General features: G+C 41.0%; 14 protein-coding genes. All 14 read left to right on the top strand.

What is annotated here, in order from left to right:
* The first annotated feature begins 63 nt into the window (after positions 1–63).
* The 14 genes from HDC92_RS01165 to HDC92_RS01100 all read left to right on the top strand — a co-directional run bounded on the left by HDC92_RS01165 (position 64) and on the right by HDC92_RS01100 (position 17,402).
* Entirely contained in the window at positions 64–2,598 is a 2,535-nt protein-coding gene (locus HDC92_RS01165; RefSeq protein ID WP_183871754.1) for a BamA/TamA family outer membrane protein, read from the top strand.
* A gap of 93 nt (positions 2,599–2,691) precedes the next feature.
* Positions 2,692–3,306 carry a sterol desaturase family protein gene (locus tag HDC92_RS01160; protein ID WP_015807513.1) on the top strand — a complete coding sequence of 205 codons (615 nt, stop codon included), beginning with the start codon at positions 2,692–2,694 and terminating at the stop codon, positions 3,304–3,306.
* Between the two features lie 181 nt (positions 3,307–3,487).
* Positions 3,488–4,681, top strand: a complete 1,194-nt coding sequence (locus HDC92_RS01155) for an Nramp family divalent metal transporter (protein ID WP_255484324.1) — start codon at positions 3,488–3,490, stop codon at positions 4,679–4,681.
* Positions 4,682–4,697: 16 nt separating this feature from the next.
* Positions 4,698–5,714, top strand: a complete 1,017-nt coding sequence (locus HDC92_RS01150) for an NAD-dependent epimerase/dehydratase family protein (RefSeq protein WP_183871751.1) — start codon at positions 4,698–4,700, stop codon at positions 5,712–5,714.
* Complete coding sequence (locus tag HDC92_RS01145; RefSeq protein WP_183871750.1) at positions 5,714–6,775, top strand: dihydrodipicolinate synthase family protein; 1,062 nt, start codon at positions 5,714–5,716, stop codon at positions 6,773–6,775. The genes HDC92_RS01150 and HDC92_RS01145 overlap by 1 nt, the downstream gene beginning before the upstream one ends.
* A gap of 85 nt (positions 6,776–6,860) precedes the next feature.
* Positions 6,861–8,150 carry an L-alanine-DL-glutamate epimerase gene (locus HDC92_RS01140; RefSeq protein WP_255484322.1) on the top strand — a complete coding sequence of 430 codons (1,290 nt, stop codon included), beginning with the start codon at positions 6,861–6,863 and terminating at the stop codon, positions 8,148–8,150.
* A 118-nt stretch (positions 8,151–8,268) separates the two neighbouring features.
* Entirely contained in the window at positions 8,269–8,625 is a 357-nt protein-coding gene (locus tag HDC92_RS01135) for a c-type cytochrome (protein ID WP_183871748.1), read from the top strand.
* Positions 8,626–8,975: 350 nt separating this feature from the next.
* The gene (locus HDC92_RS01130) at positions 8,976–9,992 is read left to right on the top strand and encodes a Gfo/Idh/MocA family protein (RefSeq protein WP_015807519.1); all 1,017 of its coding nucleotides are present in this window, start codon (positions 8,976–8,978) and stop codon (positions 9,990–9,992) included.
* A gap of 8 nt (positions 9,993–10,000) precedes the next feature.
* Entirely contained in the window at positions 10,001–11,356 is a 1,356-nt protein-coding gene (locus HDC92_RS01125) for a Gfo/Idh/MocA family protein (protein WP_015807520.1), read from the top strand.
* A gap of 9 nt (positions 11,357–11,365) precedes the next feature.
* The gene (locus HDC92_RS01120; RefSeq protein WP_015807521.1) at positions 11,366–12,700 is read left to right on the top strand and encodes a sugar MFS transporter; all 1,335 of its coding nucleotides are present in this window, start codon (positions 11,366–11,368) and stop codon (positions 12,698–12,700) included.
* A gap of 83 nt (positions 12,701–12,783) precedes the next feature.
* Positions 12,784–14,109, top strand: coding sequence for a putative oxidoreductase C-terminal domain-containing protein (locus HDC92_RS01115; protein ID WP_317618079.1), 1,326 nt, complete (start codon positions 12,784–12,786; stop codon positions 14,107–14,109).
* 113 nt (positions 14,110–14,222) lie between these two features.
* The gene (nagA, locus tag HDC92_RS01110; protein WP_183872236.1) at positions 14,223–15,449 is read left to right on the top strand and encodes an N-acetylglucosamine-6-phosphate deacetylase; all 1,227 of its coding nucleotides are present in this window, start codon (positions 14,223–14,225) and stop codon (positions 15,447–15,449) included.
* A gap of 8 nt (positions 15,450–15,457) precedes the next feature.
* Positions 15,458–16,216, top strand: coding sequence for a glucosamine-6-phosphate deaminase (locus HDC92_RS01105; RefSeq protein WP_183871746.1), 759 nt, complete (start codon positions 15,458–15,460; stop codon positions 16,214–16,216).
* 121 nt (positions 16,217–16,337) lie between these two features.
* Complete coding sequence (locus HDC92_RS01100; protein WP_183871745.1) at positions 16,338–17,402, top strand: substrate-binding domain-containing protein; 1,065 nt, start codon at positions 16,338–16,340, stop codon at positions 17,400–17,402.
* Positions 17,403–17,477: the final 75 nt, after the last annotated feature.

Raw genomic sequence — 17,477 nt, 5'->3', positions numbered from 1 at the left:
TTTATGCCAAAAATCTTACCATAGATTAAGAAATGTGTAGCTTTATATGCAGATATTTAAATCATGACCAGATTTGTGCTCTTCTCCGTTTTATTGATGGTAAACTGGCTTGCAAAAGCCCAGGATTCTGTTGAAGTGAAGATTTATCCCAGGTACGATAGTGTAGGGAAGTTTCACCGGTTTTTATTTGGCGAAAACTATCGTAAAGAATATGCATTGCCCGTAAAAGTTCCGGTGATCAGGATTTCAGTGATCAAAGGAGGGCTGAGCCCGACACAAAGGGGCGGCGGCAACCAGTCGCATTCTCTCAGACTGGTTGACCGGCAGGGAAAAGAGTGGGTACTGAGAAGTGTAGAAAAATTCCCGGAGATCCTTTTGCCTGCCATATTCAGGAAAACATTTGCAGGTGAGGTGGTGAAAGATAATATGTCGGCCCAAAACCCTTTCTCGGCATTGGTAGTGCCGGCCATTGCTGATGCGGTGAATGTGCCACACAGTGACCCGATGATAGGCTGGGTACTACCGGATGAAAAACTGGGGGAATTTGCCGGCGTGTTTGCCAATACGCTTTGCCTGCTGGAGGAAAGGGAGCCTGCCGGGGATACCGATAATTCGGGAAAGATGATGCGCAAACTGGACGATAACAATGATTATATGTATGACGGCCCTTTATTGTTGAGAGCAAAGGCATTGGATGCGTTGCTGGGCGACTGGGACAGGCATGAAGACCAATGGCGCTGGAAGCCGGTAAAAAATGGGGAAGGGACCACAAGGTATATGGCGATTCCGCGCGACAGGGACCAGGTATTTTATTTGTCTGAAGGTATCGTTCCACGTTACGCCCAGGCCTCCTGGCTTTTGCCCATGATACAGGGTTATGAAAGGAATATTCGGGATATCAACTGGTTTTTTTGGGAAGGCAGGGCCATATATGGCCGGTGGTTTGCCCAGCTGGATGAACAGCAGTGGAACCAGATCGTTAAAGATTTTTGTACGGCTTTAACGGATGAGGTTTTTGAAAAAGCATTGAAGAAATTACCAGAACCAGGCTATAGTTTGAGGCATGAAAGGCTGTTGGCCCAATTGAAAGAAAGAAGGGGGAAATTGCCTTCCATGATGAGCAGATATTATCATTTCATTAACAGGATTGTAGACGTACAGGCCAGTAATAAAAATGAGTTTGTAAAGCTTACTGATGCAGCAGGAGGGGGGCTGACCGTTACCATGCATAAGCTGGGTAAAGATGGACTTGTTAAGGATGTTGTTTTTGACCGGACTTTTGATCCGGCTGTAACCAGGGAAATAAGGCTGTATATGAAAAACGGAAATGATAGCCTGATTTTAAACAACCTTAATTCAGCCATTAAGCTCAGGATTATTGGCGTAGAAGGGAAAAAAAGCTACCATATAGAAAATGTAAACCGCCGGGTGCCGGTTTATGGTATGGACAACAATGTTGCTTTAAGCGGTAATACCGGTAAAATTACAAAGCATTTTGACAGCGATACTTCAAATACCCACTTTGTACCCACAGATCTGTATACCCGGCGAATGTTACTTTTAAATGCCGGTTACAATATAGACGATAGGGTTTTACTGGGTTTTTCTTACAAATTAATACAACCGGGTTTTCGGAAATGGCCTTACGGCAGTACGCATTCTTTTTCTTTTTTGCATTCTTTTGCTACGGAAGGGTTCAGGTTCAATTACAGGGCAGAACTTTTTAAAGTTATAGGAAAAGCTGATATTGTATTGCAGGCAGATGCGTATGCGCCGGAAAATTCTCAGAATTTTTATGGCCTGGGGAATGAAACAACTTTTAATAAAACAGGCGATTTTGTACGGTATTACAGGGCAAGGTTTAGTCTTTACCAGTTTGATCCGGCAATAAGGTGGCAACTGGCGAAATGGACTTTTAGTTTTGGTCCCTCCTTTCAATACTACAGGTATAGCAGGGACGATAATGAAGGGAGGTTTATCAATAACCCTTTATTGCTGCATTCGTCTGATAGCCTTACGATTACAAAAGATAAAGGTTATGCGGGCCTTTCTGCTAATTTTATCCATAACAACCGCAACAGTGATATTTTGCCTGCTTCGGGTACTTATTTTGATGCCAGACTATTGGCTTATAAAGGATTAAATTCTTTTTCCAATTCTATTGCACAGCTGAATGCCAGTTTTGTTTTTTATCAAAGTCTGGATAAGAAAAAGAAAATAATCATTAGCGATCGTGTGGGTGGGGGACTTACCATTGGTAAGCAGGCCTTTTATCAATCTCAGTTTTTGGGCGGACAAGGTAATTTACTGGGATACAGGGAGTTTAGGTTTGGTGGTCAGCATAGTGTGTACAATAACCTGGAACTGAGGGTCAAAGTTGCCGATTTTATCAATTATATCCTTCCAGGGCAGTTTGGGCTGCTTGGTTTTCAGGATGTGGGCAGGGTATGGCAAAAGACTGAAAAATCTGCTGTCTGGCATCTGGGTTATGGCGGTGGAGTCTATTTTGCACCAGCGGCGTTGACCGTATTCCGTTTTGTAATGGGTCATTCCAATGAAGGATGGTATCCTTATGTGGCCATGAAATTCAGGTATTAAAAATGACTAAATTTCAATAATTGCTACTTTAAGAAAAACAAGAAAAGCCGTAATTTAGCGTTTCCTTTTATCAGGTAGCAGAATTAGTTAAAGATGAAAAAGAATTTTGTATCCAATTCCCGGGAGTCGATCAGGATGTTTAAAAATCCTTTGTTCGAAGCATTGTCCAAAGTGCCTTATTATGTGCCACTTATCGTTTATGTGCCTGTTATAGGCTATTTTTTCTGGACCTCTGTGAGTGCAAATGGTTTGCTGATGTTCTTACTGCACCTGGTGATGGGCTTGTTCGTTTGGACATTGACAGAATATGTACTGCACCGCTTTGTTTTTCATTTTTATCCTTCATCGAACTGGGGTAAGCGTATCCACTTTATATTTCATGGAGTACATCATGATTACCCGAATGATGCACAGCGACTGGTGATGCCGCCTTCGGCAAGTATTCCCCTGGCTACTGCTTTTTATTTTCTTTTCAGGTGGTTGCTGCCTTTACATATGCTGGATGGTTTTTTTGCCGGTTTTATTTTAGGTTATCTTTTTTATGACATTACCCACTATATGTTACATCATGCCCAGTTCAAAAATGGGGTATGGAAGAAAATCAAGCATCACCATATGCTGCACCATTATGACGATTCCACCAGGGGATATGGAGTAACATCTGCTTTGTGGGACAGGATTTTTGGCTCCGATTTTTTAAAGAAATAGTTTGCATTATGCATGGCTCTTCTTTCTCCTGTCTTTAAATAAAAATGATGTCTTTTTTTAATATAAGTTGTATTTAGATTTTTTATTTAATAATTTCGGGTACGTTAACGAATAACTGTCATTAAAGCTTAACAGGTATTTGTTAGCATGACCAAACTAACCCTGAAATATGATATCAAATATGAAAAAGTGGCTTTTGTCACTAGGTCCTGGAATTATTACCGCGGCGCTGGTTTTTGGGCCAAGTAAAATGACCATTACTTCCAAACTGGGCGCAGATTATGGCTACAGTTTGTTATGGATCGTTGTTGTGGCCATCTTCTTTATGACGATTTTTACGATTATGGGTGCCAGAATAGGTGTAGCTGCAGACCAGTCGCTGCTTAGCGTTATCCGCAACAAATGGGGTAATGCTGCTGCCATAGCGATAGGGCTTGGTATTTTCTTTGTCACCACCTCATTTCAGGCCGGCAATTCTATTGGTGTGGGCATTGCGGTTGGCGAGGCCACCGGAACTTCACATGTTTTGTGGGTTGTAGTATTCAATTTGGTTGGGATTTGCCTGCTTTTCTTTCGGGCTTTTTATAAAGTGCTGGAAAAACTGATGATCTTTTTAGTGGCCCTGATGCTTTTTGCATTTGTTACTACATTGTTTTTTGCCAAACCAAGTATTGCTGGAATGGCAGGTGGTCTGGTGCCAAAATTACCGGATGGTTCAATCGGACTTGTGATTGCTTTTTTTGCTTCCTGTTTTTCGATTGTTGGTGCTTTTTACCAGAGTTATCTGGTACAGGAGAGAATAAAGATAAACCCTGAGATTAAGGAGAAGAAGAGCCATAGCATTACAGGAATTGTCATATTGGGATTCATGAGTGCGATAGTCATGATCTGTGCGGCAGCAGTATTGAATACCAAAGGTATCAAAGTAAATAATGCATCGGACATGGCCAGGGCATTGGAACCCTTATTTGGAAGTGCAGCTTCTACATTTTTTCTTGTTGGGCTTTTCGGGGCTTCTTTTTCTTCTTTGGTGGGAAATGCTACTGTTGGGGGTGCCTTGCTTGGCGATGCTTTTGGTAAAGGCAGTCAGCTCAATTCAAAAGCTGTAAAAATATTTATTGCGATGGTGATGGTATTCGGAGCCATCATTGCCATAAAATTCGGTAAACTTCCCCTGGAACTGATCGTTTTTGCGCAAAGTGTAACTATATTTCTGGTTCCTTTTATAGGCATTGCCATGTATGCCATTTCTAATGATCCAAAAATTATGGGCAAACATGTGAATACGTTATCTACTAAAATTTTCGGAGCTATAGGTTTGTTGATATTGATATTTCTGGCGCTGAGCAATGTAAAAGAACTGTTTTTTAAATAAACATTAACACATTAAAATGACTGAATTAGAACAACTGGAACAAGAATTGTTAAAACCATCAGACAGACTGATCGCAGATCTTCGTAAGATTGAAGGAGATATCATGTTGTTGGGGGTGGGTGGAAAGATGGGGCCAAGTATGGCTAAGCTAGCTAAACTGGCTATTGACGAAGGGGGGCTTAAGAAACGCATCATCGGTGTTTCCCGTTTTTCGGATACTGCTGCACGTGAAGATCTGGAAGCTGCAGGTATAGAAACCATTTCTGCCGATCTGCTGAATGAAGATGACCTGGCCGCTTTACCTGATGCAGCGAATATCATTTATCTTGCGGGCACAAAATTTGGAACTACCGGTAAAGAGGCCTTTACCTGGGCCATGAATGCTTATCTTCCAGGCAGGGTAGCCGAACGGTTTAAAGGATCGAATATCGTAGTCTTTTCAACAGGAAATGTTTATCCTTTTACACCTGTAACCTCGGGTGGTTTATCAGAAGATCATCCGGTAGCCCCGGTTGGGGAATATGGGCAGTCTTGTTTAGGCAGGGAGCGCATTTTTCAGCATTTTTCGGAAAAAAACAATACGCCGGTATTGATTTATCGTTTAAACTATGCCATTGACCTTCGTTATGGGGTACTGCTGGAAATTGCTAAAGCAGTAAACGAAGGCAGAGCGATTGACCTGACGACTGGAAATGTAAATGTAATATGGCAGGGCGATGCCAACGAAATTGCGATCCGTTCTTTATTGCATTGCAGTACACCGGCAAAAGTATTGAATGTGACAGGCCCTGAGACCCTTTCTGTAAAATGGCTGGCCGAACAGTTTGGTCTGTTAATGAACAAACAAGCCCTGTTCGAAAATGAAGTGCAGCCGACTGCCCTGTTAAACAATGCTTCAGAGGCGCATAAACTGTTTGGATATCCAAGGGTAACGATCAGGGAAATGCTGGAAATGACTGTGAGCTGGTTACAGGGCGGTGGCAAGATCTCCAATAAACCAACACACTTTCAGGAAAGGAAAGGACAATTCTAATGGCACAGCAATTGAAACCCGAATTGAAACAGTTTCTGGATAAAGGCACTGTAATTCCTGCCCACCCTTTGGCTTTAACGGAAGAAAGAAAGTTAGATGAACAGGGACAGCGTTTGCTGAGCCGTTATTATATGGCTGCAGGAGCAGGGGGAATAGCCGTAGGGGTACACAGTACCCAGTTCGAGATTAGGGACCCAAAGATTAACTTGTATGAAACGGTACTTAAACTGGCTGCCGAAGAAATAGAAAAAGCGGCATTGAAGCGCCCTTTTATTAAGATAGCAGGAATTTGCGGGCCAACTGCACAGGCGGTTGCTGAAGCAAAAGTTGCGGTTAAACATAGTTATGACATGGGGCTTTTAAGCATGGGAGGCCTGCAGGGCTGGACTGAAACTGAGATTCTTGCCCGCGTAGAGGCTGTGGCTGCGGTAATGCCTGTATTTGGCTTTTATCTGCAGCCTAGTGTAGGTGGACGTATTTTTAGTTACGATTTCTGGCTTCGGTTTGCAGAAATTGAAAATGTGGAAGCCATAAAAGTTGCTTCTTTTAACCGCTATCAGACCCTTGATGTGGTACGGGCTGTATGTCATTCTTCCCGAAGAGAAAAAATTGCGCTGTATACGGGTAATGATGACAACATTGTGGCCGATCTGCTGACCAGTTATAAATTTGAGGTAAATGGTAAAACCTTTGAAAAGGGATTTATTGGAGGGCTATTGGGACATTGGGCTGTGTGGACCAATGCAGCCGTGCAGCTGTTTGAAGAAATTAAGGCTTGTAAAGCTAATGGCAGTAAGGGGCTTGAGGCATTGCTGACCAAAGGTGTACAGGTTACGGATATGAATGCCGCCATATTTGATCCTTCACATGCTTTTCATGGTTGTATACCTGGTATTCACGAAGTATTAAGGCAGCAGGGACTGATGAAAGGTACCTGGTGTTTGAACCCGAAAGAGCAATTGTCGGACGGACAGGCAGAAGAAATCAGCAGGGTTTGTGCTGCTTATCCTGAGCTTACAGATGACGGTTTCGTGAAAAAGTTTCTAGGTAATGATCAATAGAAGGGCCTTCATTAAAAATACAAGTTTAATAGCAGCATTTTCCGGGAACAGTTTTGATACATTAGCTCTCCCCGCTACAAAAACCATGAAAAACATTAAAATAATTGAAACTGATGCCGATTTTGAGAGGGAGAAACTGGTGAGACCATTTGGTTTTAAAGGTGGTTATCTGACTGAACTTTGGCAGGTGGCCTCACAACTTAAGTCAGATACTGGTATAAGCAGGACAGGCCTGGCTACCCAGAGTGTGCTATATGGTGATGCGGATCTTTTTGCACAGCATACAGAGGCGGGAGGCAATGCGCTGATGTTTCTTGTAGTGAACAAGGCACTTGAATTGATTAAACAAACACCCTTTTCCAATCCGATCACATTGTTAGACACCATATTCCCGGAACTTGTTGCTGAAGCAAAACAACTCACCGGACGGTCGGACCTGAACATCAATTTTGTTTATAATGCATTGATCAGTACCGATAATGCGGCCTGGCTGATCTACGCTGCCGAGCATAATTGTAAAACATTTGATGAAATGATCCCTGAATCTTATCAAAAAGGCTTGTCTTTTCGTAACGATAAAATTGCCATTATGTATCAGGTACCTTATGGCATGCCAGTCGAGGATTTGAAAGTTGCTGCATCAGAAGGGTATTTTGTATTTAAGATTAAGACGGGACATCCTGGTAGTCAGAGCGAAATGCTGCAAAAGGATATGGAAAAATTGAGCCAGGTACATGCGGTACTTAAAGATTTGAGAACCAGTTATACCCCAAATGGAAAGCTAATCTATACCATGGATGCCAATGGCAGGTATGAACGGAAAGATTTGTTGATGCGCTACCTTGACCACGCCAAAAAGATAGGTGCATTTGATCATATCCTTTTCTATGAAGAACCTTTAACTGAGCAAAATGAAGAAAACGTATCGGACTTAGGTATAAGGATAGGTGCAGACGAAAGTGTGCACAATGAAGCAGGTGCGATAAGAAGAATAGAACAGGGTTATGAGGCAATGGTGCTGAAGGGAATTGCCAAAACACTGAGTATGTCGGTAAAAATTGCAAAACTGGCTGCCGAAAGGGAAATTCCATGTTTATGCGCAGACCTTACAGTAAATCCGATTTTAATAGATTGGAATAAGAACCTGGCTGCACGTCTGGCGCCATTTCCAGGCTTAGGGATGGGTTTAATGGAAACCAATGGGGATATGAATTATAGGAACTGGAAAAATATGCTTAGTTATCACCCCGCAGCAAGCGCATCCTGGACGAAACCTAAAAATGGGATATTTGAATTAGATGAGGCATATTATGCACAAAGCGGTGGTATTTTTGAGCCTTCAGTACATTATAATGCATTGTTTAACAAAGGATAAGCGGAAAATAATCTTTCTACATAAATGGAAATAAAAATATTTAGATATTTACTACCCAATTCATAGCAACATTTAATTTTAACCAGAACACATAACCTAATTATAACACACATAAACAATGAACAGAACCTTAATTTTTTCAAGCTGTTTAGCTATCGGTTTATTTGGTGCCGTAACTGCTAAAAGCCAGACACTGGATCCGAAAGAGGTGGCCGCAGGTAAACTACTGATTTCTAAATCCGATTGTTTCGCCTGTCATAAACCAGATACCAAATTGGTAGGACCAGCTTATATAGACATTGCTAAAAAATATAAACCTACGGATGCCAACGTTAATTTACTGGCTTCAAAGGTAATAAAAGGTGGTAGTGGAACCTGGGGCCAGGTTCCGATGCTTGCTCATCCCCAGGTTAGTGCTGCAGATGCAAAGAAAATGGTTAAGTTCGTTCTTTCTCAGGGCGCAGCAAGAAAATAATAACTGATAATTTAATGAATGGCCATGCCCGATGTAATCCTACCACATTGCGCATGGCTTTTTTATAGGGAATAAAATAAATTTGCATATTTCATATTTAGTGTGTAGATTCGGGTACGTACACGAGTTAACCTCATGTTGATTAAAAAAACAGGAGGTTTTGAGGAGCTCATGTGCGTATGGGTTTTATAAGATGGCCTTCGAGTTGCTGCACCCGAAGGCGGTTTGAGAAAAACTTGGTTAGAAAGGTTGGATTGGTCCGGAGCTAATTCTCCGGACCTTTCTTTAAAGGAGATTTTATGTTCCCCTATTGAAGCAAAAATGTAAGTTTAATTTATAGATAAATAGTTATGAGTAGTTACAACCGAAGAAATTTTATTAGAATGGCTGCATTGGCCGGTGCTGGTTTAAGTGTTACCGGTAATATAAGTTCCCTTTATGCAAAACCTTTTCTTGCGACCGGAAAAAGGGTGGGAATTATTGGTTTGGATACTTCTCATGCTGTAGCTTTTACTAAAACATTAAATGCTGCTGATGCTCCTGCATCTTATGGGGGATATAAAGTGGTTGCTGCTTATCCTAAAGGAAGCAATGATATTGCCAGCAGTGTTGAAAGGATTCCAGGGATCACTGCTGAGGTGAAAAATATGGGAGTAGAGATCGTAAATTCGATTGCTGACCTTTTAAAGAAGGTTGATGTTGTGCTGTTAGAAACCAATGATGGGAGGTTGCATCTTGAACAGGCAACAGAAGTATTGAAGGCACGTAAGCCAATGTTTATTGATAAACCCATGGCCGCCTCGCTTGCTGATGCTACTGCCATATTTGCTCTGGCAAAAAAATACAATACACCCGTATTCTCTTCGTCTTCATTAAGATATATTGATGGCATTGCTGAGATCAATGAAGGCAAAATAGGTAAAGTGCTTGGTGCTGAGACTTATAGTCCGTCTAAATTAGAAAAAACACATCCGGATTTTTTCTGGTATGGCATACATGGTATTGAAATGTTATTTACCATTATGGGAACAGGTTGTAAAACTGTAACCAGGATTCATACCCCAGATACAGATGTGGTTGTTGGTGTTTGGGAAGATGGCAGGATAGGTAGTTTCAGGGGAACCCGTAAAGGTGCAAGCAGTTATGGGGGCAGGGTATTTGGTGAAAAAGCAACTGTGGCCCTTGGTAATTTTAAAGGGTACAACCCTTTGTTGGAAGAAATTGTTAAATTTTTCGAATCCGGACAATCACCGGTGAGACCAGAGGAAACTTTAGAGATTGCGGCCTTTATGGAAGCCGCAGATGAAAGCAAAGCCAAAGGCGGTGTTCCTGTTAGTATGGAACGGCTGCTGAGTAAAGCAAAATAACTAAAATTATGAATGGACCAGAAGGAAATACCCGCAGGCATTTTATAAAAAATGCAGTAACTGGTGTAGCTACCATATCTCTTGGAGGTATACTCCCTGGGTTTAGTGCAAAAAGCTACGCAAGTATAATTGGTGCAAATGACAGAATTAGGGTAGCCATGATGGGCGTTAATGCCCGTGGTTTGGCACTTGCTGATAATTTTTCCCAGCAGCCAAATTGTGAAATCAGCTATGTATGCGATGTAGATAGCCGTGCTGCCGATAAATGCATGGCTGTTGTTGAAAAGAACCAGCACAAGAGGCCGAAGGCAGAACCCGATTTCAGAAGAGCTCTGGAAAAAAAAGAAGTGGATGCCTTAGTGGTAGCTGCTCCCGACCACTGGCATGCGCCGGCGGCCATACTGGCTTCAAAAGCTGGTAAGCACGTGTACCTGGAAAAGCCCTGCAGTCATAATCCTAACGAGGGTGAAATCCTGTTAGCAGCGGTGGCTAAATACAAAAATGTAATTCAGATGGGTAACCAGCGCCGTTCTTATCCAAATATTGTTGCAGCCATTAAAGAACTACATGCCGGCATTATAGGTAGGCCATATTTTGCCAAAACCTGGTATAACAATAACAGGCCTTCCATTGGTATAGGAAAAGAAACAGCTGTTCCTGACTGGTTAAATTTTGATCTTTGGCAGGGGCCTGCACCAAGAGTGGCCTATAAAGATAATTTCCTGCACTACAACTGGCATTGGTTCTGGCATTGGGGAACCGGAGAGGCGCTGAACAATGGTACTCATATGGTTGATTTGGCCAGATGGGGACTGGGAGTTGATTATCCAACCAAGGTAACTTCTGCAGGCGGGCGTTACAGGTATAAAGACGACTGGCAAACACCGGATACACAGGTAATGACCATTGAATTTGGCGACAAAGCTACAATAACCTGGGAGGGAAGAAGCTGTAACGGACGTAACATAGAGGGATCAAATGTTGGGGTAATTTTTTATGGGGAGAGTGGATCCTTACAAATTGGGGCTGGAAATGGCTATACTGTTTATGACCTGAACAACAAACTGATTAAAGAAGTGAAAAATGATGTGAATATTGTTGCGGGAAGTTTGACCAATCCATCCCAGAGTCTGGATGCATTACACATCAACAATTTCTTTGACGCCATCAAAAAAGGAACTACTTTAAGGTCAGATATCTTAAGTGGCCATAAAAGTACCTTATTGGTACAATTGGGTAATATTGCCCAGCGATCTGGGAGCACACTTGAGATCGATCCTGAAAACGGACATATTTTAAACAATAGGGAAGCGATGAAATACTGGAAAAGAACTTATCAAAAAGGTTGGGAACCAACTGTATAGCTGTAATATATGAGAAAAACAAATGTAGCAGCTGTCGACGTCAGTTCTTTGAGCAAGTGGGATACGGTTATCTCCATTTTTATCATTGGTTTATTGTTTTTTATTTTTGGTTTTGTAAGCTGGGTAAATGCCATATTGATTCCTTATTTCAAAATTGCCTGTGAACTCAATAACTTTCAATCCTATCTTGTTGCCTTTGCATTTTACATCTCTTATTTTGTGATGTCGGTTCCCTCTTCCTATCTTTTAAAATCAGTAGGTTTTAAGAAAGGAATGATGATCGGTTTCTGGACGATGGCGGTTGGTGCATTTATTTTTGTACCTGCTGCTTTTTCCCGTACCTACGAAGTCTTCCTGCTGGGGCTGTTTACATTGGGCTCAGGCCTGGCCATTTTACAAACTGCGGCCAATCCTTACATTACTGTGCTCGGACCAAAGGAAAGTGCTGCCCAGCGCATCAGTATTATGGGTATATGCAACAAAGGTGCAGGTATACTTGCGCCTCTGCTGTTTGCTGCAGTCATATTAAGGGCAACAGATGGTGACCTGTTTAAGCAATTGCCTTTAATGGATGCCGCTGCCAAAAGTGCGGCGCTTGACGAGCTCATCAGAAGGGTAATTGTACCTTATTCCTGTGTAGGTACAGTATTGCTGTGCCTGGGGCTGTTTGTCCGCTTTTCTCCACTTCCCGAGATCAATACCGAGCATGAGAGTGAAGATGTAGCCCTGGCGAATTCCGGTAAAACCAGTATTTTTCAGTTTCCTCATTTGATTCTTGGTGCTTTTGGTATATTTCTGCATGTAGGTACACAGGTTATCGCTATAGATACCATTATCGGTTATGCCGGATCGATGAATATCCAGCTGCTTGAAGCAAAAGTATTTCCTTCTTATACGCTGTTTGTAACCATTTGTGGTTATCTGTTAGGCATTACAACCATTCCAAGGTTTATTAGCCAGGTCAATGCTTTAAGGGTATGCACCATTCTGGGTGGTATTTTTACTTTGTTAATTATTTATGCAAAGGGACAGGTTATCTTTTTGGGTCATGCTACTGATATCTCTATCTGGTTTGTAGTATTGCTTGGTTTTGCCAATTCACTGGTTTGGGCGGGTATGTGGCCGCTTGCCCTTGATGGTTTGGGCCGTTTTACCAAAGTGGGAGCTTCTTTAATGATCATGGGCTTATGTGGAAATGCAATTATGCCACTTTTTTATGGATATTTTGCAGATTTATTTAATCTGAGAGCTGCATACTGGGTTTTATTCCCTTGTTACGTTTACCTTATATTTTATGCAATTTACGGCCATAAACTTCGGAGCTGGTCCTTTAAAACTTCTTAAAATCAAATATGTCTATGTTTTCAGGTAATCATTTTAAAATCAAGTATAAACAGGCAGGTATATGTTTGCTTTTAGTAACGGCTATGAGTTGTCAGCAAAAAACTTCAGGATCTGATGAACTAAAGATCAGTTTACTTACACTGGATCCGGGGCATTTTCATGCTGCCCTCATACAAAAATCGATGTATAAGGAGATTAGCCCTGTGGTACATGTGTATGCACCTGAAGGACCGGAGCTGGAAGCCCATTTGAAGCTGATTGAAAAATACAACAGCAGGGCAGAAGATCCTACTAAATGGCAGGAAGTGGTTTATAAAGGAGAGGATTACCTTCAAAAGATGCTGGAAGAAAAGAAAGGGAATGTGGTAATTTTAGCAGGCAATAACCAAAGGAAAACAGAGTACATTCAAAAATCCATAGATGCGGGTATAAATGTACTGGCTGATAAACCGATGGTGATTGATGGCAAAGGGTTTGAACAACTGGAAAAGTCGTTTGAATCTGCACAAAAAAATAAGGTAATATTATACGACATTATGACTGAGCGCTATGAAATTACCAATATGCTGCAAAAGGAATTTTCATTACAACAGGATGTATTTGGAACACTTGAAAAAGGGACTGCCGAAAAACCAGCTATTACTAAAGAAAGTGTACATCATTTCTTTAAAAATGTTTCGGGAGCCCCATTGATAAGGCCACAATGGTATTTTGATGTAGACCAGGAAGGAAACGGATTGGTTGACGTAACTACACATCTTGTAGATATGATCCAGTGGGAATGCTTTTCCGATCAGCAGATCGACTATAAAAAGGATGTGAATATGCTGTCTGCAAAACGCTGGACCACTCAGATTACCCCTTCACAATTTAAAAAAAGTACGGGTGCAGGCAGTTATCCTGCTTTTCTAAAAAAAGATGTAAAAGATAGCTTGCTGAACGTTTATTCAAATGGAGAAATGAACTATACCCTTAAAGGAGTACATGCAAGGGTTTCCGTGATCTGGAATTTTGAAGCACCTGAAGGTACAGGAGATACACATTATTCGGTAATGCATGGGACCAGGGCCAGTCTGATTATAAAACAGGGACCTGAACAGCAATATAAGCCTACTTTATATATAGAGTCCCAAAAGGTTGGTGACAAAGACTATGCTGCAGCCTTAAAGCAAAGTGTGGAAAAGATAGCCAAAACCTATCCGGGATTAGAGCTGAAAGCTTATAAAGGAGGCTGGGAGGTAGTAATTCCGGAAAAATACAAAGTGGGGCATGAGGCGCATTTTGCTGAAGTAGCTAAAAAATATTTAGGCTTTTTAAAAGAAGGAAGACTTCCTGAATGGGAAAAGGCTGCTTTATTGAGTAAATACTATACCACTACAAAAGCCCTGGAATTTGCCATAAAAAAATAAATTGGTTAAATCTTACATTATTCGGATAATATATTTAGTCGGGTACGTACACAAGAATCTTAATAATCCCTATCTTTGCAAAAAAAAAATCTGCGTTGAGCGTATATCAGATCATGAGTGATAAGAAACTAAAAATATATAACGGCAGTATTATAACCCCTTACCGCATCATTAAAAATGGAACGGTGGTAATTACCAATGGCATGATAAGTGCAATTGCGGCTGGAGACCTGGACGTTCCCGGTGCAAGTGCTATAAATGCAGAGGGAAAATATATAGCACCTGGCTTTATTGATATGCACATACATGGAGGCGGGGGATATGACTTTATGGATGGGGATGTTAATTCTTTTCTTAAAATAGCTGAAACCCACGTAAAATATGGTACTACCGCTATGTGTCCAACCACACTAACCAGTGAACTGAGTGATTTACTGGAAACTTTGGAGCATTATGAAATAGCCAAAAAACAAAATAAGTCGGGTGCCCAGTTTTTAGGCATGCATCTGGAAGGCCCCTACTTTTCTAAAAACCAAAGCGGTGCACAAGATCCGCGTTATATGCGTAATCCTGATCCTGATGAGTATAAGAAGGTATTGTTTCACGCCCATTCTATCAGGAGGTGGAGCGCTGCGCCGGAACTTAAGGGTGCTTATGAGTTTGGCAGATACTTAAGATCATTGGGGATTCTTCCAGCTATTGCTCATACCGATGCCATATATGAAGAAGTGTTGGAAGCCTTTGAAAATGGTTATACCCTGGCCACTCATTTTTACTCGGCCATGTCGGGCGTTAGCAGAAGAAATGCTTTTAGGTACGCGGGTGCCGTAGAGGCTGGTTACCTGATTGATGAAATGGATGTAGAGATCATAGCCGATGGCATACATTTACCAGCCCCTTTGCTGAAACTGGTATATAAAATTAAAGGTGCTTCCAGAACAGCACTGATTACTGATGCCATGAGGGCAACGGGCATGCAACCCGGAAAAAGTATTTTGGGGAACATTAAGGATGGTTTAGAAGTTATTGTGGAAGATGGCGTAGCCAAACTGATGGACCGAAGTGCATTTGCGGGAAGTGTAGCCACGGCAGACCGCCTGGTAAGGACGATGGTTAAATCTGCTGATGTTCCCTTGTTGGAAGCGGTACAGATGATTACAGCCACTCCGGCCAGAATTTTAGGTGTTGCCGATAAAAAAGGGTCGATACAGGAAGGTAAGGATGCAGATCTGGTACTGTTTGATGACAACATCAATATTGCCATGACCATTATCAATGGAGAAATTATTTACAATTCAGCCAGTGAATTAAAGAAAAGACCACTGGAAATAACAGCATAGATACAGCTATGATTAAAGAAATTCAAAAAGATAAATTGAAAATTCAGGTTCTGAATGATAGAAAACTACTAGGTGCAAGAGCAGCAGAGGCTGTGTATAAACAAATTACGGAATTGTTGGATAAAGAACCTTACATCAATATTATCTTTGCAGCTGCCCCTTCCCAAAATGAATTTTTAGCAGCCTTAATTGAAAAAAATATAGATTGGGCCAGGATCAATGCATTCCATATGGATGAATATATAGGATTGAATGCAGATGCGCCACAAGGCTTTGGTAATTTTTTAAAAGCAGGTTTGTTTGACAAAGTTAATTTCCGTTCAGTAAATTACATTAACGGGAATGCAGCTGATGTAGAGCAGGAATGTCTGCGTTATGAAGGTCTGTTAATGGAATTTCCACCTCACATTGTTTGTATGGGGATAGGCGAAAATACCCACATTGCTTTTAATGATCCGCACGTAGCCTATTTTAACGATAAAAAAAGAGTTAAAATTGTTGATCTTGATGAAGAATGCAGGCAACAACAGGTAAACGATGGCTGTTTCAGTTCTATAACCAAAGTTCCGAAATTTGCCATTACCTTAACCATACCTACACTGTTTTCGGGTAAATATTTATTCTGTATGGTGCCGGGCGAGAAAAAAGCAAGAGCGGTACACCATACCATTGTACAGGAAGTTACTGAGAAATACCCTTCAACCATTCTCAGAAAGCATGAAAATGCAATAATGTTTACGGATGCACAAAGCAGTGTTTTTCTATAAAGGCTAAACAATTAGTTACGATCTTCTTGAAATAAAAAATAATTTTGTTTTTTTATTGCCGTATTTATTTTATTTGATAAAATAAGTGCAAATTTATAGCCATTAGTTACCGGAAAAAAGAATGAAAAGAACGGAAGAGAAAGCATTGGTTGGCGTACGAGAGATTGCAAGAAAGGCAAACGTTTCTATAGCCACAGTAGACAGGGTTTTGCATAATAGAACAGGCGTATCTGCTAAAACCAAAGAGAAGATTGATGCAATTATAGAAGAGTTAAACTATAAACCAAATATCCTGGCCAGGCGACTGGCTTCAAAACAGATATTAAGGTTTGCTGTGGTTATTCCTTCCGTATCTAAAGAAACAGACTACTGGAATGCACCATTAAGCGGTGTTTTACAGGCCGAGTCAGAGATTTCCTCTTATGGCATTCAGATCGAAACTTTTCTTTTTGATCAGAATGACAAAAAATCTTTTGAAAAACAGGCCGATCTGCTACTTAGAGGTAATTTTAATGGCGTATTGCTTGCACCAATGTTTATTGAAGAATCCAGTAAATTTGTGGATGAATGCACCAAACTGAATATGCCCTGTGTATTCATCAATTCCGACATTCCTGATAAGAACAGTTTATGTTATATTGGCCCCAATCTATACCATAGTGGATACCTGGCTGCGCACATCTCGGGCTACCTGTTGAAAGATAATGATAAGGTACTTGTGGTGAACATTTCCAAAGAGATAGACAATCATCACCATTTGTTGAGAAAAGAAGAAGGTTTCAGAAAATACTTTGCAGATAACCATAAAAATAACGAAATCTTAAAGGTAGATATCAGGGATACGGCTTATGATTCTGTAAAGGCCAGTCTGTCTACAGTATTGAAGTCAAACAAAGTAAATCTCATCTTTGTAACCAATTCACGCGTATCTTCAGTGGCACATTACCTGGAGCAGCAAAAAATCGAAAATGTGAAGCTGATCGGATTCGACTTTTTAACGGACAATATTGAATATCTTAAAAAGCAGACTATCGACTTTTTGATCTGCCAAAAGCCAATTGAGCAGGGATACAGAGGAATAATGGCACTTTATACCCATTTTGTTCATGCTGTCCCTGTAGAAAAGATCTACCACATGCCAATCGATATCATTACTAAAGAAAACTATCAGTTTTACAGGAACTAAGCAAGAACTTATACTTTACTTTTTTAAGTTTTAAGTCTGCACAATACCATGGTAAAGCTTGTTCTTTGTGGGTAG

The sequence above is a fragment of the Pedobacter sp. AK017 genome, assembly GCF_014200825.1.
Lineage (GTDB): Bacteria > Bacteroidota > Bacteroidia > Sphingobacteriales > Sphingobacteriaceae > Pedobacter > Pedobacter heparinus.
Note: the sequence above shows the minus strand (reverse complement) of the source record. Positions and strands in the feature narration are given on the sequence as shown.